We start from the raw sequence: 26,842 nt of genomic DNA, 5'->3' as shown, positions 1-26,842 counted from the left end.
GCCAGCATGGGTGCGGCCGATTCGGCAACCGAGGGGAAACGCAACCAGTGTCCAGAAAACTCCACCGCGCCCTGGCCCTCACCGCGGGCCTGGCCGCGGCCACCACGTTGCTCGCGCCCGTCGCGAGCGCGGAGCCGACCGCGGCGCCGCCGGGCCGGATATCGCTGCCGCAGCTCAGCGGCAGGCACCCGGTCGGGACCACCGACCTGCACCTGGTCGACAGCAGGCCCGACCCGTGGCGGCCCGCCGACCGGCGTGAGCTGATGGTCACCGTCACCTACCCGGCGCACCGCGACGGCGAACGCGCGTCGTGGATCTCGCCCGGCATCGCGCCCGTCTTCGACGAACTCGCGGCCACCCCGTTCCTGTTCGACGTGCCGCCGGGCACGGTCGACTGGCTGGGCGCCAAGCGTCACGCCCGCACGGGCGCGACCGCCGACCGCGTCCGGGGCGGCTGGCCGGTGGTGTTGTTCTCGCACGGCTTCGGCTCGGCCAAGGAGCTGAACACGGGGCTCACCGACGATTTGGCCAGCCGCGGTTACGTCGTGGTGTCCCTGTCGCACACGCACGAGGCGGGCGTGGTCGAGTTCCCGGACGGCCGGGTGGTGCCGGGCACCGTCACCCAGGACGACCCGCAGGTGCTCAAGACCGCGATCGACACGCGCGTGGCGGACACCAGGTTCGTGCTGGACCAGCTCGCCCGGCTGGACCGGGGCGACAACCCGGACGCCGAGCGCGACCCGTTGCCGCGTGGGCTCGCGGGGTCGCTCGACCTGTCGCGGGTCGGCATGTTCGGCCACTCCTACGGCGGTTTCACGGCCGGCGAGACGATGCACCACGACCGGCGGATCGACGCGGGGATCAACGTCGACGGCGCGATGGGGTGGGGCGGGCAGCCGGGCGAGGTCGTGAAGCAGGGGCTGGACCGCCCGTTCATGTTGGTGGGCGGTGATTTCAAGGACCCCGACACCGGCCGCGTGCTGGAGCACTCGCACGTCGCACGGGAACTCGACGCGACGTGGGGCGACTTCTGGCCGAACCAGCGCGGGTGGAAGCGCGACCTGCACTTCGACCGCGCCACGCACTACAGCTTCACCGACCTCCAGGTGATCACGCCGCAGCTGGAGCGCCTGCTGGCGCCCGGGAAGCGGCAGGAACTGGTCGGCGAGATCGACCCCCGGCGGTCGTTGGGCGCGCAGCACGACTACTTCGCGGCGTTCTTCGACCTGCACCTGAAGGGCAAGCACACGCGGGTGTTCGACCGGGCCGACCCGCGTTACCCGGACACGCGGTTCATCGCCTGACGTCGCGCAGGGTGTCTTTCGAAGCCGCATAAGGTGGAACCATGCTGACCCTCGCCGACGAACTGGCCCTGCTGGCCTACGACGACGACGGCAGGCGCGCGCTGGCCCAGCCCGCCCTGGGTCACGGCCTGGCGGGCGCGGTGCTGGTCGAGTTGACGGTCGCGGGGCGGATCGACGTCGTGGACAACCGCGTCGTGGCGATGGGCACGGCTCCGCTCGGCCACCGGGCGTTGGACGCGGCGTTGACGGCCATCGCGGCCGACAAGCTGCGCAAACCGGCGGACTGGGTGGAGCGGCTCGGGCGGGGTGTCACCGAGGACGTCCTGGACGGCCTGGCCGACCAGGGCGTCCTGCACCGCGAGCAGGACCGGGTGCTGTGGGTGTTCCCGCGCACCCGGTTCCCGTCGCCGGGCGGCGTGGAGCCGCCGTTGGAGACGGAGGTGCGACGCCGGCTGACGGCGGCTGTGGTTGCTGATGGCCCGGTGGACGCCCGCACCGCCGCGCTGTGCGCGATCATCGAGGCGGTGCGGTTCGACGGCAAGGTCTTCGCGGGGCTGCCACGCGACCGCGTCCGGGCGCGGCTCGCCGGGATCGCCGCCGACCACCGGGCGGCGGACGCGACGCGTGTGGCGATCGAGCAGGTGCACGCGGCGCTCACGGCGGTCGTGGTGGCGGCCGTCCCGGCAGCCACCGGCTGACCGGCCGGGTCACGTATCTATCAGGGAGCCTGCCTGATAGATAGGCCCCGCCGGAAACTTTCAGGCAGGCTCCCTGAAAGTTCCGGCTCCGCGTATCTATCAGGCAGGCTCCCTGAAAGTTTCGGCCCCGCGTATCTATCAGGCAGGCTCCCTGAAAGTTTGGTGCCGGGGGCGCGGCGGGGACCGGCCGCCGTGTGTGCCGGCCGGTCAAGCCACCAGCAGGAAGCGCGCCGCCGTGCGCGCCGCGCCGGCCGTGGCGGCGAGCGCGACCTCGGCCGAGTCGATCAGGTCGGGGTCGAGGTCGGTCACCGCGACCGCCGAGTTCTCCGCGATCCGGCGGGCGGGTTCCGCTAACGCGGAGGCGAACGCCCGCCATCCGGCGGCCTCCGGGCTGTCTCCGCGTTCGAGGCGTGGCGGGGCACCGCGTGGCAGGGCACCGCGGGCCGAGTCATCGCGTGGCAGGGCACCACGCGCCAGGCCGTCGGGTCCCTCTACCGCGAGCGTCGCACCGACCTCCGCGAGGCCCACCCCCGCGCCACGCAGCACACCGGCGTAGACCGCCCCGCGCACCGCTCGCACGGTCCGCTCCACCAGCCCGACCCGGTCTTCATCCACCCGCAGCACGGCCGCCGCGGTCGCCGCGTCCGCGTACCTCGCGTTGTCGGCGACGATCGTCGTGTCCCGGTCCGTGACGACGACCCTGGCGGCGTGCCCCAACGACCCCTCCCCCGCCGCCCGCACCAGATCGGCGTCCAGCACATGACCGCCGACAACGGCCTGCGCCCCGGGCAGCCACTCGTCGTCCACGACCACCGCCACCACACCCTCACGCCGCGCCAACTCGCGCAACGCCTGGTCGGACAGCCCCGAGCACAACACCAGCAGGGCGCGTTCCTGCGCCAACCGCACCACGGGCGTCGGGTCGACCAACTGCCCGACGAACAACCCGACCGCCACGTCGTCGATCACGGCAACCCGCCGCACCGGGTCGGTGGCGAACCGCGCCGACGCGTACCCGGCCTCGATCCGCAGGCCGGCGGTGACCGTGAAATCCATGCCGTCCCGCAAACCGCGCTCGACCACCACCGCACCACGCCGCCCGGCGGCGTCCACCGCTCGCCCGACGACACGACCGACCTCCACATCACCGGCCGCCGCCGTGGCCAGGCGGACCGGGTCGGCCAGCGGCTCGGCCGCTCCCACGATCAACTCGGCCGCACGCCCCGCCGCCGCCAGCACGCCGGCACGCAGCCGCACCGGGTTGTGGCCCTCGCGCATGGCCTCCACCAGCCGGGTTATCGCGCCCTGCGCCACGGCTACGGCCGTCGCGGCACCGTCACCGGCTTCCAGGTGCACCGCCGTCACCAGCTCACGCACGTAGGAGGCACCCAACAGGTCACGCGGGTCGTCGGGCGCGAACGCGGCGGCGATGGCGGCGGAATCGCCCAACTCCACCGGGCGGCCCCCCGTGAACACCACGGACCGCCTGCCCAGCGGGCCCAGGGTCCGGCACACCGGCTCGGCGGCGGCCCGGAAGCCGCGTGCCACGAGGAGTTGCCCGGACGTGTAGGACGCGGACTGCCGCACCGTCACCGGCACACCGGACGCACGCGCCACCCGCAACGCCGCACCGGACGACTGGGCGAAGAACTGCGGCGTCTGGTCGGGCCGGCGGCGACGGACCTCGCGGGACGCGTAGGCCGACCACTCGTTGACGTCCACCCAGCCGTCGCCGTCGAGGTCGGCCGCGCCGCTGGCCAGGCCCTCGATCAGCACGTCGGTGAACAACGACGCACGCGGTGCGGACAACGACAGGGTGTCCTCCTCGAACGCGTACTCGTAGGCGTTCGAGGCGGTCAGCACGACGTACCCGGAGCCGGACTCCACGACCGGCGCGTCACCGGCCTTGAAACCCTCCACGAACGCGCCGCTGAAGCAGCAGTCCAGCACCAGCACGCGACCCGCGGCGTGGCAGTCCTCCAACTGCTCGTGCACGAAGGACCGCGCGACGGCGGTGCCCGCGGGCCGGTCGCGCACCGTGTTGGCGGCGGCGAAGTACAGCCGCCGGGACGGCGTGGTCAGGCCGTGGCACGAGAAGTACAGCAGCACCAGGTCGTCGCCGGACCGGTCGGCGACGAGGTCGGCGACGGCGCGGCGGATCTCGTCGTCGGCGGCGTCGCGCAGCACCCGGACGTCGGTGAACCCGCCCACGTCGGGGTCCTCCAGCAGGGCGGCGAGCCGCTCCACGTCCTGGGCGGGCGCGCGGAGCCTGCTCAGCCCGGTGTCCTCGTACTCACCGGTCGCGACGAGCAACGCGTGCCGCCCCACCTCAGTCCTCGACCTCCGGCGCGGTCCCGTGCCTGCGCAACCACTCGGCGACCAGCTCCCGCTGCGTGGCGGCGTCGGCGCCCTGCACGGTGATGGACTCGTCGCCGGACCTGAGCACGATCTTGCGCGCGCTGCCGCGCTGCACGAACGCCGTGACGACCGACGCGATCGCGGCGGCGACCGCGGCCGGCACCGCGCCGTTGAGCAGCAGCTCGGTCAACGCGAGGCCCGCGCCCGACTTGGCGCCGTCGGGCAGCTCGGCCGGCGCGTGCCGGGCGTCGGCACGCGCGCCCCGCACCAGCTCGTCCAGCAGCATGTTCGTCGCGGACGCGGCATTGGGCGCGTCGACGGTCAAGTGGAACAAGGCAACCCCTCCCCGGTGCTGGTGACGATCATCCCAGTCCGGGGCGCAGGCCAGGTGAGAACGCAACGTTTGAACATCACATACGCCCATTGGTTTAACGATTCGCTGCGGACAGCCGTTCATACGAACGGGTTTCGCCAGAAAACCTCGTCCGGAGCTGCATGTTTCTCCGACGTCGGGTTACCCTCGCCTACGTGACTGCGCACATCGCCCAGAAGGTTGCCGACGACGGCGCGCCGCACCCGGCGCCGCGGGTGGACAGCGAGGTCGGTCCGCTGCGCACGGTGCTGCTGCACCGGCCGGGCGCGGAGCTGAAGCGCCTGACCCCGCGCAACAACGACCAGTTGCTGTTCGACGGCGTCCCGTGGGTGGACCGGGCGCAGGAGGAGCACGACGCGTTCGCCGAGGTGCTGCGCGGGCGCGGCGTCGAGGTGCTGCTGCTGTCGGACCTGCTGGTGAACGCGCTGCACGACGACCGGGCGCGGATCGCGGGCATCCACACCGCGGTCAACGAGCGCCGCCTGGGCATCGACCTGGCGGACGCGCTGCGCTCGCACCTGTCCGGGGCCGGGCCGGAGCAGCTCGCCACCGCCCTGATGACCGGCATGACGTTCGAGGAGCTGCCCGCCGCCGAGGGCGCGTCGCTGGTGCGCAAGATGCACCACCCGCACGACTTCGCGGTGGACCCGCTGCCCAACCTGCTGTTCACCCGCGACTCGTCGGTGTGGGTGGGCGACCGGGTGGCGATCACGTCGCTGGCGCTGCCCGCGCGTGACCGCGAGACGGCGTTGACCGACCTGATCTACGCCTACCACCCGCGGTTCCGGAAGACGGGCCGCGCGTACGGCGCGCACACCGCGCCGGTGGAGGGCGGTGACGTGCTGCTGCTCGCGCCGGGCGTGCTCGCCATCGGCGTGGGCGAGCGCACCACGCCGGCGGGCGCGGAGTCGTTCGCGCGGTCGGCGTTGGCGGACGGCCTGGCGCACACGGTGCTGGCGGTGCCGATCACGCAGGAGCGCGCCACCATGCACCTGGACACGGTCTGCACGATGGTCGACCGCGACGCCGTGGTGATGTACCCGGCGGTGCGGGACAACCTGGACGCCTACCCCGTCCGGTCGGACGGCGCGGGCGGCGTGGTGGTGGACGACCGCCGGCCGTTCCTGTCCGCCGCGGCGGACGCGATGGGCATCGAGCGGCTGCGGGTGATCGACACGGGGTTGGACCCGGTGACCGCCGAGCGCGAGCAGTGGGACGACGGCAACAACACGCTGGCCGTCGGGCCGGGCCTGGTCGTGGCGTACGAGCGGAACGTGGAGACCAACGCGCGGCTAGAGGAGGCGGGCGTGGAGGTGCTGCGGATCAGCGGCTCCGAGCTGGGCTCCGGGCGTGGCGGGCCGCGGTGCATGTCGTGCCCGATCGACCGCGCCGCGCTGGTCTGACGCCACTCGGGAAAGGTTCCCGACGAATTAGGGGAACCTTTCCTAAGTAATTTGGGCCATATTCGGTCAGCCTAACCTGCAATGCGTCCCGGCGCATTTTCGGTTAATGTTCGCACTATGACCGCCAACGTGAAGAACATTGCCCGTGCGGACGGGTTCCACGACCTGCTGCGCGCGCAGGTCCGCCACGAGTTCACCGCGTCGCAGCAGTACGTGGCCATCGCGGTGTGGTTCGACGGCCAGGACCTCCCCCGCCTGGCGGCGCACTTCTACCAGCAGGCGCTGGAGGAGCGGAACCACGCCATGATGATCGTCCAGTACCTGCTGGACAACGACCTGAAGGCGACCATCCCCGGCGTGGACGACGTGCGCACCGATTTCGGCGCCGCGCGGGAACCGGTGGCGCTGGCGCTCCAGCAGGAGAAGACCGTCACCGAGCAGATCGTGCGCCTCGCCAAGACCGCCCGCGAGGAGGGCGATTACCTCGGCGAGCAGTTCGTGCAGTGGTTCCTGAAGGAACAGGTCGAGGAGGTGGCGTCGATGAACACGCTGCTCACCGTGATCGACCGCGCGGACGGCAACCTGTTCCACGTCGAGGGCTTCCTCGCCCGCGAGAGCACCCCCGAGGCCGCCGACCCGACCGCGCCGCGCGTCGCGGGCGGAGCGGTCTGAGCCGGCACGCGTGAACTCCCCGGCGTCGGGGAGTTCACGCGGGTCACAGCACGGGCAGCGGGCGGAACACGCCGTCGGCGTCCGGCGGGAACTCGTGCACGGCCACCACGGCGTCGGCCGGGATCGGGCCGTAGACGTGCGGGAACCACGGGCCCGCCTCGTCGCCGTCGCCCGGTTCCCACAGCACCGGCAGGCCCTCCGGGTCGACCATCAGCAGCACCAGGTCCGACCGGCCCGCGTACAGGCGGTTGGCGGGCAGGTGGACGGTGCCGGGGTCCGAGCAGTGCACGAAACCGTCCGGGTCGAGCGGGATCGCGCCGGACTCCCGGGCCCGCGCCCACTCCTGTCGCGACGCGATCCGCAACAACATCAGTCCACACCTTCCCCGGTACTTGTCCACAGGCTCCTGTGGACAACTGTGGATACCGCTGTGGACAACCTCACCGCAGGGTGATCTGGCGACCCCGGAGACCGTCGCGGGACCGCCGCTCGGCTTCCGTCAGCGGCTCGTCGTCCAGGCTGGTCAACGCGTCCCGCAAGCGCTTGCCCAGCGCTTCGGCGGGCGTCGCCCACTCGCTGGAGTGCAGTTCCCGGTCCAGGTCCCACACGGGCACCAGCAGGCCGTGCGCGCGGAACGAGCCCGCGTACCGCGAACCCTCGCCCAGGTCCAGCTCACCACGCACGGACAACCGCGCCAACGCCGCCAGCAGCCGCTCCTCCGGCTCCGGCCGCACCCAGCGCAGGTGCGCCTTGTCGCCCGCGTCCACCCAGTACGCCGCCTCCACGCCCGGCGCGGCCACCCGCTCGGTCGGCAGGATCGCCGCGTTGGCACGCTCCAGGGACAACGCCACGTCACCCGCGGGCTCGTTGTCCGGCGGCAGCCACCACGCGAAGTCGGCGTGCAGCTCGGGCGCGAGCGCGGCGTCGACGTCCAGCAGGTCCTGGAGCCGGCCGGGGTTCGTGCCGTCGTCGGGGCCGACCACCGGCAACGCCTCGCCGGTCGGCGCGGTGAGCGCCCACCGGACCGCACGTGCCAGGTCACGGCTCAGGTCACCCGACCGGGTCTGCACCTGGAGACCGACGAACGCCTTGCCGTCGGCACGCACCAGCGCGGCGGCGGCCATCGGCAGGACCGACGCCAACGTCACCTCGCGGGGCGCGTCCAGCAGCGGCAGCCGCACCGTCGCCGACGGCACGAACTCGCGCAGCGCGATCAGCTCGGTCTCCGCCGCGAGCCCCTCGAACGGGCGGGCGACGATGACGTCCGCCGCGCCTCCCGCCGCGCCGTGGCACGCCTTGTAGCGCTTGCCGGAACCGCACGGGCACGGTTGGCGCGGGTTGACGCCGTCCGCCGGCTTGTTCTTCACGGCCGTCCGCTTGGCCACCGCCGCCTCCTCGGGGATCAGGGCTGGTCGGGCGTCAAGTTAGCCGCAAGCACGCCGCGTGTCTGCCCCGGGTTGTTGGTCGCCAGGTACCGCACGCCGCGCTCCGCGCACAACGCGATGTCGGCGGGTTCGTCGACCGTCCAGCAGTACGCGCCCGCACCCCGGCCGGGGTGGCGTTTGAGCAGGTTGACGCCGGGTCCGGCGATGTCCGCGTACGGCGGCAGCCGCCGCGGCCAGTACCGCCCGAACAACAGCACGGTCGGCACGTCGGGCGCGAGCGCCTTGAACCGCCGCACGGCCGCGGCGGAGAACGACATCATCACCGCGTCCACCCGGTGCCGGGCCAGCTCGTCCGCGAGGCGGTGCTCGACCGCGCCCCGGTAGCGCACCGGGTGCTTCGTCTCCACGAACAGCCGCAGCCCGTGGTCCGCGACCAGCCCGAGCAGCTCGGCCAGCGTCAGCACCGGCGCGGGCGCGCCGCCGAGCCGGCTGCCGAAGTCGTGGCGGCGCAGTTCGGCCAGGGTCATCGAGCTGACCGCGCCCCGGTCGCCGCTGGTGCGGTCGATGGTGCGGTCGTGGACGCACACCAGGTGCCCGTCGCGGGTCAGGCGGACGTCGCACTCCACCCCGTCCGCGCCCTGGGCGACCGCCAGTTCGTAGGCGGCGAGGGTGTGCTCGGGGCGTTCGGCCGATGCCCCGCGGTGAGCGACTAGTTCCAGCGGCACGAAGAGCAATGCTCCTGGTGGAGCACCGAACGGGTCAACTCGGCTACCACTGGTCACGGCCGGCTGAACATTTGAAATAACAACCACACTCGGATGGACGCGAGCCGCGCTCAAGACCTACCGTCCGTCACCGTGACACCCTTCGACCAGCACGATCCCGCCTTCATCGCCGATCCGTACCCGGTGTTCGCCGCGCTGCGCGCCGAAGCCGAGGTCCATTGGCACGAGGAGATGGGCATCGCGCTGGCCGTGTCGCACCGGTCCGCCTCGGCCGTCCTCCGGCACCGCTCGCTCGGGCGGCTGTGGACCGACGCCAAACCCGTCGAGGAGTTCACCGGCTTCAACCTGCTGCACCGCAACTCGCTGCTGGAGAACGAGCCGCCCACGCACACCCGGCTGCGCCGCCTGGTCGCCGCCGCGTTCGGCCGCGGTCACGTCGAGCGGCTGCGGCCGTGGATCGCGGAGCTGGCCGACCGGCTGGTGGACGAGCTGGTCGCGAAGGTCCGCAGCGAGGGCGGGGCGGACCTGCTGTCGCACGTCGCCGCGCCGTTGCCGGTGGAGGTCATCGCCGAGCTGCTGGGCGTGCCGGACCGCGACCGGCCGCTGCTCCAGCCGTGGTCCAACGCCATCGTGAAGATGTACGAGTACGACCTCGCGCCGGAGAAGCGGGCCGCGGCCGAGCGCGCGTCCACCGAGTTCGTGGCCTACCTGCGCGAGCTGGTCGCGCTGCGCCGCGCGAAGCCGGGTGCGGACCTGGTGTCCGACCTGGTCGCGGTCACCGACGCGGACGGCGCGAAGCTCACCGAGGACGAGCTGGTCGCCACCGCCGTCCTGCTGCTCATGGCCGGTCACGAGGCCACCGTCAACGTCATCGGCAACGGCGTGAACGCCCTCATGACCCACCGCGACCAGTGGGACAGGGTCGTGGCGGATCAGTCCCTCCTCTCCACGGCGGTCGAGGAGCTGATCCGCTACGACTCCCCCCTCCAGCTGTTCGAGCGCACCGCCACCGAGCCCGTGGAGATCGCGGGCTTCCGGGTCGAGCCGGGGCAGAAGATCGCGGCGCTGCTGGGCGCGGCGGCCCGCGACCCCGAGGTGTTCGTCGACCCGGACGTGCTCGACGTGACCCGCACCCCCAACAACCACCTGGGCTTCGGGATGGGCATCCACTACTGCCTGGGCGCGCCGCTGGCTCGCATCGAGGTGCAGGCGGCGTTGTCCGCGCTGGCCCGCAAGCTGCCCGGGGCGGTGCTCGCGTCGACGCCCCGGCGACGGGCGGAGTTCGTCATCCGGGGCCTCCACGAGTTGCCGCTCGCCGAGGGGTAGCTGCCCCGTGGGTGACGCGGCCGGCGGGTGGTTGGCGCGCGGGGCAGCAGCCGGCAGGACCACCCCGCCGGCGCGGGAGGACGGTGGTCGGGCGGGGCGCTAACTATCAGGCAGGCTCCCTGAAAGTTTCGCGCGGGGCGGCAACCTCCAGGACCACCCCATCGGCGCGGGAAGGCAGCGGCCCGGTAGGGCTGGGGCGCCGGTACCGCTCCGGCAGCCGGAAACCCCGCTCACGCAGGACCGTGCGCAACCGGTCCGGGTAGTCGGTGATGATGCCGTCCACGCCGTCGTCGATCAGCTTGTGCATGGTGGCGGTGTCGTCGACCGTCCACGGGATGACCTTCAACCCGTGCGCGTGCGCCTCGTCCACGAGCGCCTTCGTGGTGAACGGGACGTAGTCGGGGTCGCCGACCCGGCCGTTCTGCGGGTTGCCGTGCACCGGTGACAGGGCGGACGCGCCGAAGCTCCGCACGGCACGCACCACGCTGCCGCCGAAATCGGCCAGGTCGAGCCCGCCCGTCCACGGCGAACCCGGCCGCAGGAACTCCGGCTGGGTGAGGGCGACCAGCGGCAGCCGCGGTTCGACCTCCCGCCAGCGCATCAGCGTGCCCCAGTCGAACGACTGGATGGTGACGTTGCGCAGGAAGCCCGACCTGCGCACTTCCCGCGCCGTAACCGCCACGAACTGCTCGCGCGGCGCCGTCTCGTGCGGCGCGGCGGCCTCCACCTTCGTCTCGATGTTGAACCGCACGTCCCACGCCCGGTACCGGCGGGCGAGGGCGAACACCTCGGCCAGCGTCGGCATCCGGGCACCCGGCGACAAGCGCTGGCCCGGGTGGTCGGGCGCGCGGCGCGACCCGCAGTCCAGCGTGCGCACCTGCGCGAACGTCAGGTCCTTCACGTACTTGCCCGCGTACGGGAAGTCCGGGTCACCGGGTGTCGCGGGCGCGGTGTCGACGCACTTGGCCGGGTTGGTCCGCCGGTCGTGCGTCACCACGTCCCGCCCGTCACGGGTGATCTGCACGTCCAGCTCCAACGTGGAGACACCGACCTCCAACGCCCTCCCGAAGGCGGCCAGTGTGCTCTCCACCGTCAACCCGAGCCCACCGCGGTGGGCCTGGAGGTCGAACCGCCGGCTCGCGGCGGCGACCCCGGGCACCGCCAACGCCATCACCAACGCCACCACAACGACCCGCATACGGCCACCGTGGCACGCACCAGCCCCCACGCCGACGAACTGCGACTGAACAACCGGCGACACCCGTGTGCCGCCGGTCACAGGAGCAACAACACGGGGCCGAGCGGCGTCATGTCAGTGCGGACGGGGGCGCCGGCAGGACGGAGAGCGGGTTGGGGGCAGCGTCGTTCGACGAGTTCGTCCACGAGCACCAGCAGGGCCTGGTCCGGTACGCGGTCCTCCTGTCCGGCAGCCGGGCGGACGCCGAGGACATGGTGCAGGACGTGCTGGTGCGCGTTTACCCGCGCTGGGAGCGCCTGACGCCCGCGACGGCGTACGCGTACGTCCGGCGCGCGGTGACGAACGAGTACCTGTCGTGGCGGCGGAGGTGGAGCAACCGGCACATCCGGCCGGTCGGCACGGACCTGCCGGAGGAAGCGCACTTCGACCCGGCCCGGGACGAGGCGGACGAGCGGTTGTGGCGACTGCTGCGCAAACTACCGCGGCAGCAGCGCGCGGCCGTCGTCCTGCGGTACTACGAGGACCTCACGGACCAGGAGATCGCGGGTGTCCTCGGGTGCCGGGTGCCGACCGTGCGGTCCCACGTCAGCCGCGGGTTGGCGGCGCTGAGGTCGGCGATCGGTGAGCCGGAGCGTGCGTGGAGGAACCATGGCTGACGTCGAGGAAGAGCTGCGGCGGGTGCTCGCCGAGCGGGCCGCCGACGTGCGCTCCTCCCTGTCCGGCCCGGCCATCCGCGCCCGTGCGGCGGCTCGGCGTGCCGCGGTGCGCCGGATCGCACCCCTGGTCACGGCCGCCGCCGTGCTGCTGGTCGTGGTGACCGCGCTGGGACTGGCCGGCCGGGGCACCGCACCGGTCGAGCCGGCCACCCGACCCGTCACCACCGCACCGCCGACGCCGCCCTCGGTCACCGAGCGGACCACCTCGCGACCGACCGTCACCAGCCGTTGGCTGACGACCACCACGGCGCCGACGTCCTCCCGGTTCTCCGGCCGCCGCTGAACCGCTGCAACAGAACCGCACCGGCCCGCGTGGAGATCACGGGAGCGGACCGACGTTCCCCTTTCCCGAGGAGGACTCCCATGCGTTACCCCAGGGCGCTGCGCACCCGTCGGGCCGCGGTGGCGGCCGTGGTCTCGATGGGCGTGCTGCTGGTCGGCGGCGCGACCATGACCGCGTTGGCCGAGCCGGCACCGTCCGCGCCGGTGGCCACCACCCGACCCAGCACCCCGGCCTGGCCGACCACCACCCGGCCGAGCACCCCGACCTGGCCGACCACCACGTGGCCGAGCACGCCCCGGCCCACCGTCACCACGCGGCCGAGCGCGCCGACGACCACCAGGCCCAGCGTCCCCACGACTCACACGACCAGGCCGAGCGTCCCCACCACGACCTACACCACGCGGCCGACGCACACCACGCGGCCCAGCACGCCGGCCTGGCCGACCACCACGCACCGGTAACCCCGCGACCGCCGGGGGTTCGCCGCGATCAACGCGGTGAACCCGCCGGCCGGGCGGCCCGCAGCACCGGCTCCGGGGCGCCCTGCACGTCCACCACGCGCATCCGCCGCAACGCCGACGTCGGCACGGGCAGCAGCGACGCCGTGATCCGCCGGACCAGGACCGCCGTCACGGCGGCGGTCGCGGCGGCCAGCACGTCGGACACCGCGTGCAGCAGCACGCCGTCCGCCAACGCCTGCACGCCCGACCGGAACGACCACACCACGGTGAACGCCGTGCACAGCACGGTGACCACCCACAGCCCCCACCACCACCGCACCAGCCGGGACGGCCGGGGACGGATGTCGGCGGGCAGCCGCAACGCCGTGTGCTCCAACTCGGCCGCCACCGAACCGGGCACCACCAGGTTCAACCCCGGCACCAGCACGCCCACCAGCACCTCGGTGTCGGACCGGGCCGGGCGGTAACCGGCGGCGGACGAGGCGGCGGCGCGGGCGCGGCGCAACCACAGCACGGTGAACACCAACGCCGCCGCCGCGGCGAGCAACGCCACCGCGGACGACGCACGCACCATCGCGTCCGACACGTCGACCGTGCCCGCGGGCAACGCGCCGTACCGGCTCGACAACACCAGCACGTACCGCCACACCTCGCTGCCCGCGGCCCACAGCGCGGTCACGCAGGCGAGCACCAGCACGTGCGACGCGGTCCGCGCCAGCCGCTGCGCCTGCGCCACGGAGCCGGCGGGCTCGGCGTCCGTCGCGACCGACGTCGGCCAACGCCACGCCAGCAGCGGGAAGCCCCAGCGGGGCGGCACGGGGTAGGACGGCGGCCCGCTGTACGGCCGCGGCGGCGCACCCAGCGGACGGCGCGAGTACGCCCCGGGCGGCGGGGACGCCACCCAGTCCACGCGCATCGGCTGGAGCGCCATGCTCAGATGACCTCCGGCTCCGCGCCCTCGACCTCGCCGACGAGGGGACGGCCCTGAGCCGCCCACACCTGCATACCGCCGTCGACGTTGGTCGCGTCCCAGCCGTTGGCGTTCAGGTACTGCGTCACCCGCGCGGACCGGCCGCCCGCCCGGCAGACCACGTAGAACTCGACGCCGTCGGGCAGCTCGCCCAGCCGCTGCGCGAGTTCGCTCATCGGCAGGTGCAGTGCGCCGGGCGCGTGGCCGGCGGTCCACTCGTCGGCTTCGCGGACGTCGAGCAGGACCTTGCCGTCGGGCAGTTCGGTCGGCACCGCCGACACGTCAACACTGGGAACGGTCACGGGGACAATGCTGCCACGGCGACCGGTGAGGCCGGGATAAGGCGGGCCGCTCCCCCCGTCACCAGGACGGGGGAAGCGGGTGCTTCAGTGCGAGACCGCCTTCTCCGCGCCCACGCCGGTGAGCGCGCGGACCTCCATCTCGGCGTACTTGGCGTCGTCGCGCTCCTTCGACAGCACCGTGCCGAGGTAGCCGAGCAGGAACGCCACCGGGATCGACACGATGCCCGGGTTGGACAGCGGGAACAGGTCGAAGTCGGCGTTCGGGAACATCGACGACGGCTTGCCCGACACGGCGGGCGACAACACGATCAGCGTGATCGTCACGACGAGGCCGCCGTAGATCGACCACAACGCGCCCGAGGTGTTGAACCGCTTCCAGAACAACGAGTAGAGGATGGTCGGCAGGTTCGCCGACGCGGCCACCGCGAACGCCAGCGCCACCAGGAACGCGATGTTCTGCCCGTTCGCCGCGATGCCGCCGAGGATGGACACGACGCCGATCACGATCGCGGTCCGCCGCGCCACCCGCACCTCGGCGTCCTTGTCCTCCACCTGGCCCTTCTTGATGATGTTGGCGTAGATGTCGTGCGCGAACGACGCCGACGCGGTGATCGTCAGACCGGCGACGACCGCGAGGATGGTGGCGAACGCGACGGCGGCGATCAGGCCCAGCAGCAGCGGCCCGCCCAGCGCCTCGGCCAGCAGCGGGGCCGCGGAGTTGGCCTTGCCGGGCGCGCCGAGGATCTTCTCCGGCCCGACCAGCGCCGCCGCGCCGTACCCGAGCACCAGCGTGAACAGGTAGAACAGGCCGATCAGCCAGATCGCCCACACCACCGACCGGCGGGCCTCCTTGGCCGTGGGCACGGTGTAGAAGCGCATCAGGATGTGCGGCAGGCCGGCGGTGCCGAGCACGAGGGCCAGCGCCAGGGACAGGAAGTCGAGCTTGGTGGTGCCGCTCGCGCCGTACTGGAGGCCGGGGCCGAGCAGCTTCTCGCCCGCCTTGGGCGCGTTCTCGACGGCGGACCCGAGCAGCGACGACAGGTTCAGCCCGTACTTGGCGAGCACCCACACCGTCATCACGCCCGCGCCGACGATCAGCAGGACCGCCTTGATGATCTGCACCCAGGTCGTGCCCTTCATGCCGCCGATCAGCACGTAGGCGATCATCAGGGCGCCGACGACGGCGATGACCAGGGCCTGCCCCAGCTTGCCGTCGATGCCGAGCAGCAACGCGACCAGGCCGCCCGCGCCCGCCATCTGCGCCAGCAGGTAGAAGAACGACACGGCCATGGTGGACGTGGCCGCCGCGGCGCGCACCGGGCGCTGCCGCATCCGGAAGCTCAGGACGTCGCCCATCGTGTACTTGCCGGTGTTCCGCAGCAGTTCGGCGACCAGCAGCAACGCCACCAGCCACGCGACCAGGAAGCCGATCGAGTACAGGAAGCCGTCGTAGCCGTAGACGGCGATCGCGCCCGCGATGCCCAGGAACGACGCGGCGGACAGGTAGTCGCCCGCGATCGCGATGCCGTTCTGGGGCCCGGTGAACGCGCGGCCCGCCGCGAGGTAGTCGGCCGCCGTCCTGGTGTTGCGGCTGGCGCGGATCACGATGAACAGGGTGGCGACGACGAACAGGGCGAAGATCCCCGTGTTCAGCAGGGCGTTGCTGTTCACTGCTGTGTCCCTTCCAGTCGCTCCCGGATCGCCTCCGCACGGGGGTCGAGGTTCTTGTTCGCGTGCCGCACGTAAAGGGTGGTGATGAGGAACGTGGACACGAACTGGAGAAGGCCGAAGACCAGACCGACGTTGATGTTGCCGACGAGCTTGCGGGACATGAACTCGTGGGCGTAGTCGGCGAGCACGGCGTAGAGCAGGTACCAGGCGAGGAACAGCCCCGCCATGGGGAACACGAAGTTCCGCAACCTGCGGCGGAGTTCGACGAAATCGGGACCGGCCTGCGCGGCGCCCCAGTCCGGCGTCGCCCCGGTGGGGGCGGCGCCGTCCGCCGCGTTCTGGGTGGTGCTCACGATCCCCTCCTCGCACTTGTCCACGTCGGGAACGCCGCGAAGACACCTCCAGCGCGTCCCGGTACGCGCAGACGGTAAGGAGACGTGGGTCACGTCTGAAAGACCCCGTAGGTGCACTTGCGCTCAACAGTCGAGTGATGCGATGAGCGGTAGGAATGCTGAGACGAACAACCTTGCCCCGAAGTGAACCTCGGCTGTAGCTGAATCGAGTTACGCCATCTCACCTGATCGAGAGGCTTCCTCACGAAACGCGGTCAGGGCGCAGGGCTGAACGGGTGGCGCGCGAACCCGGCGGCACCAGTGGCGGGCACGCACGCGCCAACCGCCTGCGAACCCCCGCCGCCACCACCGCCCGTGGCGAACACCACACCGCCCCGGTGGCGTCAGGGCTGGTCCCACGCCCGCGGGTCGCGGCGCTCGGCCAGGCGTGCCTTCTCCTCCGCCGTGCCGAACCGCTGCACGTCCCGGTCCCGCATGAAGCCCAGCGGGTCCGGCGCGTGGAACCGCAGCAGGATCTGGTTCACGTCCTCCGGCCGCCGCCGGCTGGTCAGCTTGCTGATCATCACCATGGTCAGGAACGACACCGGCACCGTGACCAGCGCGGGCATCGAGAACACCGACGGCGCCCAGCCGCCCGTGTACGAGCTGATCACCGTGATCGCCTGCGACCCGATCACCAGGCCGCCGCCCACCACGAGACCCGCGACCGCGCCCACCCACGTCAGGCCGCGCCACCAGATGCCCAGCACCAGCAGCGGGCAGAACGTCGACGCCGCCAGCGCGAACGACATCGCCACCGTCAACGACGCGTCCGACCGCGGCAGCACCAGCGCCAACCCGATCGCCACCGCGCCCGTCAGCACCGTCGCCCACCGGAAGTCGCGCACCTTGCCCGGCAGGATGTCCGTCGACACCACACCGGCCACGCTCACCACGAGACCCGACGACGTGGACAGGAACGCCGCGAACGCGCCCGCCGCCACCACCGCGCCCAGCACCTGGCCCAGCAGGTTCGGCTGCATCGTCTCCGGCAGCAGCAGCACCGCCGCGTCCGTCTTGCCGGACACCAGCAGTTCCGGCAGGTACAGCCGGGAGATCACCCCGAGCACCGTCGGGAACACGTAGAACAGGCCCAGCAGGTACAGCACGTGCAACGCCGTGCGCCGCGCCGCCCGCCCGTCCGGGTTCGTGTAGAACCGCACCAGCACGTGCGGCAGGCCCATCGTGCCCAGGAACGTCGCGAAGATCAGCGAGTACGTCTCGAACAACCCGCTCGGGCCACCGGTCTGCGGTTTCAGCCAGTGCTCGTTGTCGGTCGGCGAACCCTCCACCACCGGCACCGGCGCGCCTGCCTCGAACCGCAGCACCGTGCCCTTGCCGACGGTGTACGTGCCGGGCGTCCAGAACACGTCGCCGTCCGCGCGGCCACCGTTGACCTGGCCCGTCGCCGACAGCTCCATCGGCACCACGACCTGGAGCCGCACCTGCTCGGCGGTGGTCACCGACACCGGCTCGTGGAACCGCAGCACGTCGGCGTGGTCCACCGGCTTCGCGCCGTTGCCCGGACCGCCCAGGAACACGGCGAACAACACGAACGTCGGCGCGGCGATCGCGAACAGCTTGCCCCAGTATTGGAACGCCTGCACCAGCGTGATCGCCCGCATCCCGCCGCCCAGCACGTTCACCACCACGATCACGGTCACCAGCGCGCCGCCCAGCCACGCGGGCAGCCCGGTGATCGTGTTCAGCGTCAGGCCCGCCGACTGGAGCTGCGGCACCAGGTAGAGCACGCCGATGCAGATCACGAAGAACGTGCAGAACTTGCGCAGGTTCGTGGAGCCCAGCCGCGCCTCGGCGAAGTCCGGCAGCGTGTACGCGCCCGACCGCCGCAGCGGCGCGGCCACGAACAACATCATCGCCAGGTACCCGGCGGTGAAGCCGATCGGGTACCAGAGGGCGTCGATGCCGTCCTTGAGCACCAGTCCCGCGACGCCGAGGAAGGACGCGGCCGACAGGTACTCGCCGGAGATCGCCGCCGCGTTGCGCGTCGCCGGGATGGCGCGGCGCGCCACCAGGAAGTCCGGCGTCGTGTTCGCGCGGCGGGAACCCACGTAGCCGAGCAGGAACGTGATCGCCGCGACGACCACGACCAGACCCAGGCTCCAGAGGTTCCTGGTCACCGGTCCACCGAGCTGACGAAATCGTGCTCGTGGCGCTCCGCGAGTCTTCGGTACGCGTAGCCCACGCCGTAGCAGAGCGGGAACGGGACCACGCCCAGCAGCAGCCACGGCAGCGGCACGCCCGCGACCTCGACGTCGGACACGGCGGGCACGAGGTAGAACAGCAGCGGCAGCGCGCCGAGCAGCACCAGCGTGCCGACACCCAGCACCGCCGCCGTCCGGAGCTGCTGGCGGATCAGGTCGCGGATCAGCTTCTCGCCGACGCTGGTCTGCTCCTCCAGCTCGATGATCGTCCGCAGCACCCGGCCCCGGCCGCGCGGGTCGGCCAGCACCACCCGCCGGCGGCGGTTCTTGCGCGCGGACACCGGCAGCCAGGCGTCGCGCTCACCTGGCTGCGGCTGGTCCGGCTGGCCGGGCGGGCCGGAGTGCTTGCTCATCCCCAGCTGCTCTTCGGGGGACGGACGATGCGCTCCTTCAGCTCGCGGGTGTGCCGCCTGCTGACCGGCAGCTCCTTCGCGCCGTCACCCGAGCCGATGACCACCGCGTAGCCGTTCGACGTCATCCGCAGCTCCGTCACCAGCGGCAGCGCCACCAGGTAGGAGCGGTGGATGCGCACGAAGCCCGCGTTCTCCCAGCGCTCCTCCAGCTGGGCGAGCGGGATGCGCACGAGGTGGCTCTGGCCGTCGCTGGTGTGCAGGCGCGCGTAGTCGCCCTGCGCTTCGACGTAGCGGACGGTCGCCCGGGGCACGAGCTTGATGGTGCCACCCAGCTCGACCGGGATGACCTCGTCGTCGGTCGGCTCCTGGGGCGCGGGTTCCGGTGCGACCGCGGGCGTCGCCGCGACGCGTTCCACGACGCGGGAGATCGCCTTGTTGATGCGGTCTTCGTTGATCGGCTTGGTGACGAAGTCGAGCGCGCCGACCTCGAACGCCACCACCGCCTCGGAGTGCTCCACGCCCGTGACGAACACGAGGGCGGGCGGTGCGCGGAAGGCGCCCAGCACGCGAGCCAGGTCCGTGCCGCTCAGGCCGGGCATGTTGATGTCCGCGAACACGGCGTCCACCGGGGGCAGGCCCGCGCGGGTGCGGTCCATGACCTCGGAGTCGTAGTCGCCCCGCAGGATGCGCAGGGCCTCGGCCGCGTCGAAGGCGGTGAGGACGCGCCGAATGTGCGGGCTGCTCTCCAGCAGGTACTTGATCTCGCTCAGACCGGGCGCCTCGTCGTCCACCGCCAGGACGAGGAGGCCGGCGTTGTCCTGGGTACTCACTGTGCCGCGCATCTTGCCCAGTCCCGCGGTCCCGTGTCTACGCGGGGGCGCGGGCGTGTGGCGGTATGGGCGCGCGGGCGCGCTGGGGTGTGGGGGTGTGGGCGCATGGCGGTCGAGGTGCCCGTGGGGGGCCGACGCGCGCCCACGCAGGTACACGCGCCCGTGTCGGCGCATGTGTCCGTGTGCGCCGGGCACGTGCCCACGCAGGTACACGCGTCCGTGTCGGCGCACATGCCGGCGCGGGCCGGGCTCGTGCCGACGCGGGCCGGGCTCGTGCCGACGCGGGCCGGGCTCGTGCCGACGCGGGCTGGGCTCATGTCGGCGCGGGATGCGTTCGCGCGGGCCGAGCCCGGGGCCGCCCGGGGCGACGTCATCGTCGGCCGCGGGCGGGTGGTCCGGGTCGCCGGTCGGGTGCGGTCCGCGTTCACAAGCCGAAGCGCGACCAGCGGGCCCGGTCCTCCAGGGCGGCGAGCGCCGACGGCAGGAAGTCCCCCGATCGAGTGGTGCTCCCCGCCAGCCCGAGCCGTGCGAGCAGCGGTTTGCGCGGCTCGGCGATCACGATCTCCGCGTCCGGGTAGCGCTTGGCGACGACCGAGCGCAACGTGCCCAGGTCGTCCACCAGCCCCAGCTCGCGGGCGCGCGCGCCGGTCCAGACCTCGCCGGTGAACAGCTCCTCGTCCGTCCCCCGCAACTTCGGCCCCCGCCGTTCCCGCACCCAGGCGGCGAACTGGTCGTGCAGGTCCCGGTGCAACCCCCGCAACCACTCCACGTCCTCCGGTTTCTCCGGCTGGAACGGGTCGAGCCGCACCTTGTGCTCACCCGCCGTGTACACGCGCCGCTGCACCCCGTGGCGCTCCAGCAGGCCGTCCAGCCCGAACCCGGCCGACACGACGCCGATCGAGCCGACCAGCGAGGTCCCGTGCGCGAACACCTCGTCCGCCGCGCACGCCAGCCAGTACCCGCCCGACGCCGCCACGTCCTCGCAGAACGCGATCACCGGCACCCGCTTCTCCGCCGCCAGCTCGCGGACGCGCTCGGCGATCAGCGCCGACTGCGTCGGCGCGCCACCCGGCGAGTTCACCAGCAACGCCACCGCGACCAGCCGGTCGTGCCCGAACGCGCGGGTCAGGGCGCTCTCGACGGTTTGCACGTTGATCGTGTTGCGCGCCATGGGCGACGGGTTGGGCGTGATCACGCCGTGCAGGCGCACCGCGGCCACCACGGGGCTGCGATCCGCCCGATCGGCCACGATCCGGGGCAGGCGAGCCGTGATCTTGTCCGTGACGCTCATGGACCCGACCTTACGTCGCGGCTCGGGAGCCGTGGTGGCGGAGCTAACATCGGTCGGTGACGTTCAACCCGATCCGGTGGCTGGAGCGGTACGTCGAGTGGTGGGACGAACGCGGCCGGCAGAACGCGGATGGGCCGTCCCCCATGCACATCTACTGGATGTGGATCTTCTGGTCGGTGTGCGCCGTCATGCTCATCACGACCCTGGCCATCGCCGCGGCCTGAACCGCCGTCGGGTCGCCGCCGTCGGGTCGCCGCCGTCGGGTCGCCGCCGTCGGGTCGCCGCCGTCGGGTCGCCGCCGTCGGGTCGCCGCCGTCGGGTCGCCGCCGTCGGGTCGCCGCCGTCGGGTCGCCGCCGCCGGGTCGCCGGCCGTGTCCCGCACCGCGGCGTCCGCATTCCTCCCGGGCACGCGCAGGGGCACGCGCGGGCCTCGCCTCCGTGGCTGGCGCCTCGCCGTGGGGGCCGCTTCCTTCGTTTACGGCAACGAAATCCTCCGCCAGAAAGTGCCCGATCTCCTATCGCTAGATCGGGTGATCAACAAAACCGCTGGTCAAGCGCGGATCGCGGGCTGCTCGGACGTCTCCTCCAGCTTCGGCGGCACGAGGGGGAGGTTGGTGCGCACGCCCGGCGAATACTTGGGGACCTTCAGAATGATCTTCATGCCGGCATCCGGCGCGGTTTCCACGACCAAGGCGTAGTCGTCGCCGAACACGGCCCTCATGCGGTGGTTGATGTTGCCCAGCCCGACGTGCGCGCCGGTCTGGTGGGCGTCCTTCAAGTCCTCGAACAGCCGGTCCGGGTCCATGCCCACCCCGTCGTCCTCGACCGAGATCAACGCCTCCGCGCCGTTGTCCTCCGCGATGATCGTCAGCAACCCGCCACCCGGCTTCTTCGCCAGCCCGTGCCGCACCGCGTTCTCCACCAACGGCTGCAACACCAGGAACGGCAGCACGACCTGCAACACCTCGGGCGCGATCTTGAGCCGCACGTTCAACCTGGGCCCGTACCGCGCCTGCTCGATGGTCAGGTAGCGGTGGATGTTGGTCAGCTCGTCGGCGAGCGTCGTGAAGAACCCGTCCGTCCGGAACGAGTACCGCGTGAACTCCGCGAACTCCTGCAACAGCTCCCGCGCGTGCGACGGGTCGGTCCGGATCAACGACGAGATCGTGTTCAGCGCGTTGTACACGAAGTGCGGCGAGATCTGCGCCCGCAGCGCCCGGACCTCGGCCTGCGCCAGCGCCTGCCGGGACTTCTGCAACACCTCCAGCTCCAGTTGCGTCGACACGAACCGCGCCGTCTCCTCCGCCATCCGGATCTGCCGCTTGTTCGCCACGCCGCTGACGACGATCAACGTCCCGGCGACCTCGGACTCCACGATCAGCGGCACGATGACGGCCGAGTGCAACGAGCACGGCCCGGGCAGCTCGCAGTCCAGCTTGCGGTGCTCGACGTGCTCCTTGTGGCACTCGCCGATGGCCCGCTCGATGTACGCGCGCAGGAACTCGTAGTGGTCGTTCGCGCCGCCGTCCCACGAAAGGACGGTGCCCTCGTGGTCGGTGATGCCGACCGCCACGCACCGCAACATCTCCCGCAGGTGCGGCGTGGCTTTGTCGGCGGCGTCCTGCGTGAGCCCTTCCCGCAGGTCCGCCGACGCCTTCGACATGCGGTGCAGCATGTCCATCACGGCGTCTTCCACGGATGTGCTCACCCGGCGGGCCCGGCAGAGCATCACGAAGAGGCCGAGCACCGCCAGGGTCGCGATGACGCCGAGGACCGCACGTTGGGTCAGAAGGTCACGCACGGCGTCCATGCTGTGCCGTGCGGTGGTCCCGAGGCAAGGGCAAGTCCTCGGAGGGCGAACTACTTGAGCAACCTGGAGAGCCGGCGGTCGGCGAGCGGCTTCCCACCGGTCTGGCAGGTGGGGCAATACTGGAACGCCCGGTCCGCGAACGACACCTCACGCACCGTGTCGCCGCACACGGGACACGGCAACCCCGTACGCCCGTGCACGCGCAGGCCCGAGCGCTTCTCGCCCTTGAGCCGGGCCGCGGACTGGCCGACGGACCGCCGCACGGCGTCGGTCAGCACCCGGACCAACGCCTCGTGCAGCCGGTCCAACGCCTCGTCGTTCAACTTCCCCGCCGTCGCGTAGGGCGACAGCCGGGCCATGTGCATGACTTCGTCGGAGTACGCGTTGCCGACCCCCGCCATGAGCGTCTGATCGGTCAACGCCGTCTTCAGCCGCTCGGTGCGCCCGGCGAACAGGTCGGCCAACTGCGTCCTGGTCACGGACAACGCGTCGGGGCCGAGCCGGGCGATGCCGGGGACGGTCCGCGGGTCGTCGGTCACCCACGCGGCGAGTCCCTTCTTGGTGCCCGCCTCGGTGAGGTCGAACCCGGGCCCCTCGCCGGGTGGCCCGAGGTGGACGCGCAGGGCGAGCGGGCCCTTGCCGGGTTTCAGGGGCGCGGCGGACAGCTGGTCGGACCACCGCAGCCAGCCGGCCCGCGCCAGGTGCACGACCAGGTGCAGCCCGTCGCAGTCCAGGTCCAGGTGCTTGCCGAACCGGCCCGCGCCGGTCACGGTGCGGCCCTGGAGGTCCGTCCACGGCGGCGTGAACGTCTTCAGGACCTGCAACGACGCCACGTCGACGCGGTGCACGACCCGGCCGACGGCGTGTTCACGCAGGTGTTCGGCCAGCGCTTCGACCTCGGGTAGTTCCGGCACGCGTCCAGTGTCACCCGAGGCGGCGCGTCAGTCGACCGGCTGCAACGGCCCGTCCAGGTCGGGCAGCGAGTACATCTCGATCTTGCGGGCCACGTTGGAGACCTCGTTGCGCACGGTCAGGAAGCCGCGCACGGACCCGACCCACCGCTCCGGCGGCAGCTCGTCGGTCTTCTTCGCCTCGGCGGCCACCAGCCACGGCCTGCGCACCGCCCAGCGGACCGGGAAGAACAGGAACAGCAGGACCAGGGCGAACAGGAGCCAGCCGGGCACGACCACGTCGGCGGGCTTCCAGGCGACCAGGACCACGGCCAGCACGACGACGTACGCGAGCATCAGCACGCCGGGACCCTGGCCACCGCTCACGTCGTGCTCGAAGTCGGCGTCGGCCGACGGGTTGCGCCACTCGATCTGGCTGCGCACCGTCCACATCCGGCCGTCCGCACCGCGCACCAGCCGCGTCATCACCGTCTCCTCAGCAGTCGGGCGATCACCGAAGCGGCCTCAACGCTACCGGCAAACCCATGCATCCTTTGAGTGAACTGCCGGGTAGCGGGCCGTGGTCAGCGCGGGACGAGGGCCACCGGTGTGGGGTGCACGGTCACCGTGGTGGGCGTGACGTCGACCGGCGAGGTGCCGACCAGTGGCGTTCCCGGCTCCGTGGTGGTGGTCGTGGTGGTCGTCGTCGTGGTGGTCGTCTCGTCCGGGTCTTCCAGCACCCGGTAGTCGGCGGTGGTCGTCGTCGTGGTGGTGGTCGACGCGGAGGGCGTCACCTCGGAGGTCACCACGACGGTGCGCGGCGGTTCGGTCACCACCTTCGTCACCACGCGGGTGTGGTCGACGCGCACCACGGGCGGCGCGGCGGGCGACGTCTCGCTGACCGGCACGCCGGTGACGGTGGGCCCGGTGGAGCACAGCGCCAGCACGTTCTCGCCCTGCGGCTGGTCCGGCCCCGGTTGGACGAGGGCCGGGCCGGGCGCGCCGGTGAACACGCCCGCGAGCACGCCGAACAGGCCGACCGCGACGGCCGACGCGGAACCGGCCAGGACCAGCTTGACGCGCCCGGTGAGCCACGCGGCCTTGCCCAGCACGACGGGTGCGGCGAGGGCGGTCGCGGCGAGCGGCACGGCGATGCTCGCCGCGTGCGCCCGCAGCGTCGAGCACACCTCGGTCAGCTCGGCGTGCAGGGCGTTGCAGGACGAGCAGGTCTGGAGGTGCTTGCGGATGCGCCGCTGCTCCGCGCCCTGCACGCCGCCCGCCGTGTAGGTGCCGAGCTTCGCGACGACGGAGCTGCACGCGCGCGGGCCGGCGTCCTCGGCGAGGTGCGCTTGGAGGTAGGCGGCGCGCAGCCCCTCGCGGGCGCGGCGGGCGAGGGCGGCCATGGCGTTCGGGGACAGGCCGAAGCTGGGCGCGACGGCGGCGGGCCGCTCGCCCTCCACCTCGACCTGCCACAGCACGGTGCGCCAGCGCTCGGGGAGGCTGGTGAAGGCGCGGGAGATCAACGCCTGCTCGGGGCGGGTGGCGGTGGCGTCGGGGAACGGCTCGACGCGGCGCGACAGCTCCTCGTCCTCCACCGGCACGTCCCGCCGCCGCCCGCTCCACTCCCACGCGACGCGGCGGGCGACGGTCAGCAGGTAGGTGCGCACGTGGTCGGTCGGGCCGCTGCCGCGGCGGATCGCCTGGAGGACCCGGAAGAACGCCTCGGCGGTCAGGTCGTCGGCCTCGGCGTGCTCGCGCACGTGGCGCAGCGCGAACCGGCGGACGGCGTCCGCGTGCCGGGTGAACAGCTCGCCGAACGCCGAGTCGTCACCGGACCTGACCCTGGCGAGCAGTTCCCGGTCGACATCGGCATCTCCGGCCATCCGCGCCCGGCACCTCCCGCCCGCCCTGTGCTCCGAGGTCAAGATGCCACAGCTGGATCGAAGCGCCCCGAAGCGATAGCGAGGTGATACCGAAGACCCGACGACCGGAGTGGGCCGTTCGGAGCAGGTGAACGCACCGGGTGGCGCACCCACCGGGTGTGAGCGCTCGGTGACGACCCGATCACGGGTGGGCGTCAGGTGGTCGCCGTTCACGTGGCGGCGGCGCGCTCGGCGGGTAGTGTCCTGCCGCGTGGGCGATTGGCGCACAAGGGCTTCCGCCCTTCTTCCCGAGCTGAGCGCGGTCGTCGAGCGCGAGTCGTGGTCGTGCCACGTGTTCCTGTCGGAGCTGTGGCAGTTGGCGGCGGACGCGCACCGCGACGGCGACGGCGACCTGCTGCGCCGGGTGTACGGGTTCGCGCACTGGTGCTTCCGGCAGCCGGAGCAGTTCCTGTCGAACGCGTCGGTGGTGAGCTTCTACGAGCACGTGTTCGACGAGTGGGAGCTGCGGGACCAGGTCGCGCCGTGGCTGCCCGCGGAGGTCGTGGCCAAGGTCCGGCCGCTCTGGGAGTGGCGGTGGTCCGCGGAGCGGTTGACCGAGGTCGACCGGCTGCTGGCGGACAAGGCACCCCCCGGTGCGAGCGTGGTTTGAGGCGTGGTCTATAGTTCTTCGTGTCAGGCGGATGTAGCGCAGTTGGTAGCGCATCACCTTGCCAAGGTGAGGGTCGCGAGTTCGAGTCTCGTCATCCGCTCTCCCGAAAGGGGCTCCGGGTTCTCCCGGGGCCCCTTTCGCACGTTGTGGGTGCGATCACCGGCACCCGGGGCGGGCGGCGGCCGGTGATCGCCGTTAAGTTGGCCGGTGCAGGCTTCACACGCTTCCGAGGACGGGGTTCACCGACATGGCCACCACCCGCAAGGCGACCACGAACTGGACCGGCAACCTGCTGGAGGGCAGCGGCACCGTGGCGCTGGAGTCGTCCGGCGTCGGCTCGTTCGACGTGTCCTGGCCGTCGCGCGCCGAGCAGGCGAACGGCCGGACCAGCCCGGAGGAGCTGATCGCGGCGGCCCACTCCTCGTGCTACTCGATGGCGTTGTCGCACGGGCTGGCGCAGGCGGGCACCCCGCCGCGGACGGTGGAGACGTCCGCCGAGGTGACGTTCCAGCCGGGCACCGGCATCACCGGCATCCACCTGACCGTGCGGGCCGACGTGCCGGGCCTGGACGCGGACTCCTTCGCCGCGGCGGCCGAGAACGCCAAGGAGAACTGCCCGGTGAGCCAGGCGCTCGCGGGCACCACCATCACGTTGTCCGCCGAACTCGCGTAGC

At 72.3% G+C, this 26,842-nt stretch carries 29 protein-coding genes and 1 tRNA gene; 11 read left to right on the top strand and 19 right to left on the bottom strand.

Annotated elements, in window-relative coordinates:
• The first annotated feature begins 47 nt into the window (after positions 1-47).
• Positions 48-1,304, top strand: a complete 1,257-nt coding sequence (locus tag KZQ38_RS20480; protein ID WP_219443739.1) for an alpha/beta hydrolase family protein — start codon at positions 48-50, stop codon at positions 1,302-1,304.
• A gap of 41 nt (positions 1,305-1,345) precedes the next feature.
• Complete coding sequence (locus KZQ38_RS20475; RefSeq protein ID WP_219443738.1) at positions 1,346-2,002, top strand: GOLPH3/VPS74 family protein; 657 nt, start codon at positions 1,346-1,348, stop codon at positions 2,000-2,002.
• Between the two features lie 207 nt (positions 2,003-2,209).
• Here the strand turns inward: KZQ38_RS20475 and KZQ38_RS20470 are convergent, their stop codons facing one another.
• A complete protein-coding gene (locus tag KZQ38_RS20470) occupies positions 2,210-4,330 on the bottom strand; it encodes a caspase, EACC1-associated type (protein WP_219443737.1) in 2,121 nt (706 codons plus the stop codon).
• A 1-nt stretch (position 4,331) separates the two neighbouring features.
• Entirely contained in the window at positions 4,332-4,694 is a 363-nt protein-coding gene (locus tag KZQ38_RS20465) for a hypothetical protein (protein WP_219443736.1), read from the bottom strand.
• A gap of 254 nt (positions 4,695-4,948) precedes the next feature.
• On the opposite strand from KZQ38_RS20465, the gene KZQ38_RS20460 reads away from it, so the two are divergent.
• Together KZQ38_RS20460 and KZQ38_RS20455 are read left to right on the top strand one after the other, a co-directional pair.
• Entirely contained in the window at positions 4,949-6,136 is a 1,188-nt protein-coding gene (locus KZQ38_RS20460) for an arginine deiminase (RefSeq protein WP_219444006.1), read from the top strand.
• A gap of 117 nt (positions 6,137-6,253) precedes the next feature.
• Entirely contained in the window at positions 6,254-6,808 is a 555-nt protein-coding gene (locus KZQ38_RS20455; protein ID WP_219443735.1) for a ferritin, read from the top strand.
• Positions 6,809-6,851: 43 nt separating this feature from the next.
• On the opposite strand, the gene KZQ38_RS20450 is transcribed toward KZQ38_RS20455, so the two are convergent.
• From KZQ38_RS20450 to KZQ38_RS20440, 3 genes are all read right to left on the bottom strand, one after another.
• Entirely contained in the window at positions 6,852-7,178 is a 327-nt protein-coding gene (locus tag KZQ38_RS20450) for a DUF952 domain-containing protein (protein WP_219443734.1), read from the bottom strand.
• A gap of 70 nt (positions 7,179-7,248) precedes the next feature.
• Positions 7,249-8,193 (bottom strand): DUF5926 family protein, encoded by a 945-nt coding sequence (locus KZQ38_RS20445; RefSeq protein ID WP_219443733.1) that lies wholly within the window; start codon positions 8,191-8,193, stop codon positions 7,249-7,251.
• 17 nt (positions 8,194-8,210) lie between these two features.
• Positions 8,211-8,918, bottom strand: a complete 708-nt coding sequence (locus KZQ38_RS20440; RefSeq protein ID WP_219443732.1) for a glycerophosphodiester phosphodiesterase family protein — start codon at positions 8,916-8,918, stop codon at positions 8,211-8,213.
• 93 nt (positions 8,919-9,011) lie between these two features.
• On the opposite strand from KZQ38_RS20440, the gene KZQ38_RS20435 reads away from it, so the two are divergent.
• Positions 9,012-10,244 carry a cytochrome P450 gene (locus tag KZQ38_RS20435; RefSeq protein ID WP_219443731.1) on the top strand — a complete coding sequence of 411 codons (1,233 nt, stop codon included), beginning with the start codon at positions 9,012-9,014 and terminating at the stop codon, positions 10,242-10,244.
• 106 nt (positions 10,245-10,350) lie between these two features.
• On the opposite strand, the gene KZQ38_RS20430 is transcribed toward KZQ38_RS20435, so the two are convergent.
• The gene (locus tag KZQ38_RS20430) at positions 10,351-11,442 is read right to left on the bottom strand and encodes a glycerophosphodiester phosphodiesterase family protein (RefSeq protein ID WP_219443730.1); all 1,092 of its coding nucleotides are present in this window, start codon (positions 11,440-11,442) and stop codon (positions 10,351-10,353) included.
• Positions 11,443-11,594: 152 nt separating this feature from the next.
• Here KZQ38_RS20430 and KZQ38_RS20425 point away from each other — a divergent pair, with 152 nt between their 5' ends.
• On the top strand, positions 11,595-12,098 hold the full coding sequence (locus KZQ38_RS20425) for a SigE family RNA polymerase sigma factor (RefSeq protein ID WP_219443729.1): 504 nt from the start codon (positions 11,595-11,597) through the stop codon (positions 12,096-12,098).
• Positions 12,091-12,441, top strand: a complete 351-nt coding sequence (locus KZQ38_RS20420; RefSeq protein WP_219443728.1) for a hypothetical protein — start codon at positions 12,091-12,093, stop codon at positions 12,439-12,441. Before KZQ38_RS20425 ends, KZQ38_RS20420 begins: the two co-directional genes overlap by 8 nt.
• Before the next feature lie 85 nt (positions 12,442-12,526).
• On the opposite strand, the gene KZQ38_RS20415 is transcribed toward KZQ38_RS20420, so the two are convergent.
• The 9 genes from KZQ38_RS20415 to KZQ38_RS20375 form a co-directional block, all read right to left on the bottom strand.
• A complete protein-coding gene (locus KZQ38_RS20415) occupies positions 12,527-12,796 on the bottom strand; it encodes a hypothetical protein (RefSeq protein WP_219443727.1) in 270 nt (89 codons plus the stop codon).
• 134 nt (positions 12,797-12,930) lie between these two features.
• The gene (locus tag KZQ38_RS20410) at positions 12,931-13,833 is read right to left on the bottom strand and encodes a DUF4328 domain-containing protein (RefSeq protein WP_219443726.1); all 903 of its coding nucleotides are present in this window, start codon (positions 13,831-13,833) and stop codon (positions 12,931-12,933) included.
• Positions 13,834-13,835: 2 nt separating this feature from the next.
• Complete coding sequence (locus tag KZQ38_RS20405; RefSeq protein ID WP_372452262.1) at positions 13,836-14,174, bottom strand: rhodanese-like domain-containing protein; 339 nt, start codon at positions 14,172-14,174, stop codon at positions 13,836-13,838.
• 84 nt (positions 14,175-14,258) lie between these two features.
• On the bottom strand, positions 14,259-15,845 hold the full coding sequence (locus KZQ38_RS20400; RefSeq protein WP_219443725.1) for a monocarboxylic acid transporter: 1,587 nt from the start codon (positions 15,843-15,845) through the stop codon (positions 14,259-14,261).
• Positions 15,842-16,198, bottom strand: a complete 357-nt coding sequence (locus KZQ38_RS20395; protein ID WP_219443724.1) for a DUF485 domain-containing protein — start codon at positions 16,196-16,198, stop codon at positions 15,842-15,844. Before KZQ38_RS20395 ends, KZQ38_RS20400 begins: the two co-directional genes overlap by 4 nt.
• Positions 16,199-16,581: 383 nt before the next feature.
• Complete coding sequence (locus KZQ38_RS20390) at positions 16,582-18,378, bottom strand: sodium/solute symporter (protein WP_219443723.1); 1,797 nt, start codon at positions 18,376-18,378, stop codon at positions 16,582-16,584.
• On the bottom strand, positions 18,375-18,815 hold the full coding sequence (locus KZQ38_RS20385; RefSeq protein WP_219443722.1) for a hypothetical protein: 441 nt from the start codon (positions 18,813-18,815) through the stop codon (positions 18,375-18,377). Before KZQ38_RS20385 ends, KZQ38_RS20390 begins: the two co-directional genes overlap by 4 nt.
• Positions 18,812-19,657 (bottom strand): LytR/AlgR family response regulator transcription factor, encoded by an 846-nt coding sequence (locus KZQ38_RS20380; RefSeq protein ID WP_219443721.1) that lies wholly within the window; start codon positions 19,655-19,657, stop codon positions 18,812-18,814. Before KZQ38_RS20380 ends, KZQ38_RS20385 begins: the two co-directional genes overlap by 4 nt.
• A 412-nt stretch (positions 19,658-20,069) precedes the next feature.
• A complete protein-coding gene (locus KZQ38_RS20375) occupies positions 20,070-20,936 on the bottom strand; it encodes a S49 family peptidase (protein WP_219443720.1) in 867 nt (288 codons plus the stop codon).
• A gap of 56 nt (positions 20,937-20,992) precedes the next feature.
• Here KZQ38_RS20375 and KZQ38_RS20370 point away from each other — a divergent pair, with 56 nt between their 5' ends.
• Positions 20,993-21,160: a hypothetical protein gene (locus tag KZQ38_RS20370; RefSeq protein WP_219443719.1), complete on the top strand. Its 168-nt coding sequence runs from the start codon at positions 20,993-20,995 to the stop codon at positions 21,158-21,160.
• A 326-nt stretch (positions 21,161-21,486) separates the two neighbouring features.
• On the opposite strand, the gene KZQ38_RS20365 is transcribed toward KZQ38_RS20370, so the two are convergent.
• The 4 genes from KZQ38_RS20365 to KZQ38_RS20350 all read right to left on the bottom strand — a co-directional run bounded on the left by KZQ38_RS20365 (position 21,487) and on the right by KZQ38_RS20350 (position 25,519).
• Positions 21,487-22,746 (bottom strand): sensor histidine kinase, encoded by a 1,260-nt coding sequence (locus tag KZQ38_RS20365; RefSeq protein ID WP_219443718.1) that lies wholly within the window; start codon positions 22,744-22,746, stop codon positions 21,487-21,489.
• 50 nt (positions 22,747-22,796) lie between these two features.
• The gene (locus KZQ38_RS20360; RefSeq protein WP_219443717.1) at positions 22,797-23,660 is read right to left on the bottom strand and encodes an Fpg/Nei family DNA glycosylase; all 864 of its coding nucleotides are present in this window, start codon (positions 23,658-23,660) and stop codon (positions 22,797-22,799) included.
• 27 nt (positions 23,661-23,687) lie between these two features.
• Positions 23,688-24,122: a DUF983 domain-containing protein gene (locus tag KZQ38_RS20355; RefSeq protein ID WP_219443716.1), complete on the bottom strand. Its 435-nt coding sequence runs from the start codon at positions 24,120-24,122 to the stop codon at positions 23,688-23,690.
• Positions 24,123-24,220: 98 nt separating this feature from the next.
• On the bottom strand, positions 24,221-25,519 hold the full coding sequence (locus KZQ38_RS20350) for a sigma-70 family RNA polymerase sigma factor (protein ID WP_219443715.1): 1,299 nt from the start codon (positions 25,517-25,519) through the stop codon (positions 24,221-24,223).
• A 250-nt stretch (positions 25,520-25,769) separates the two neighbouring features.
• Here KZQ38_RS20350 and KZQ38_RS20345 point away from each other — a divergent pair, with 250 nt between their 5' ends.
• From KZQ38_RS20345 to KZQ38_RS20335, 3 genes are all read left to right on the top strand, one after another.
• Positions 25,770-26,168 (top strand): DUF7674 family protein, encoded by a 399-nt coding sequence (locus KZQ38_RS20345; RefSeq protein WP_219443714.1) that lies wholly within the window; start codon positions 25,770-25,772, stop codon positions 26,166-26,168.
• 27 nt (positions 26,169-26,195) lie between these two features.
• Positions 26,196-26,268 (top strand) — tRNA-Gly (locus KZQ38_RS20340).
• 147 nt (positions 26,269-26,415) lie between these two features.
• Positions 26,416-26,841, top strand: a complete 426-nt coding sequence (locus KZQ38_RS20335; protein WP_219443713.1) for an OsmC family peroxiredoxin — start codon at positions 26,416-26,418, stop codon at positions 26,839-26,841.
• Position 26,842: the final 1 nt, after the last annotated feature.

Origin of the sequence: Saccharothrix obliqua (assembly GCF_019375475.1) — a bacterium.
Lineage (GTDB): Bacteria > Actinomycetota > Actinomycetes > Mycobacteriales > Pseudonocardiaceae > Actinosynnema > Actinosynnema obliqua.
This window is presented reverse-complemented; position numbering and strand designations above follow the sequence as displayed.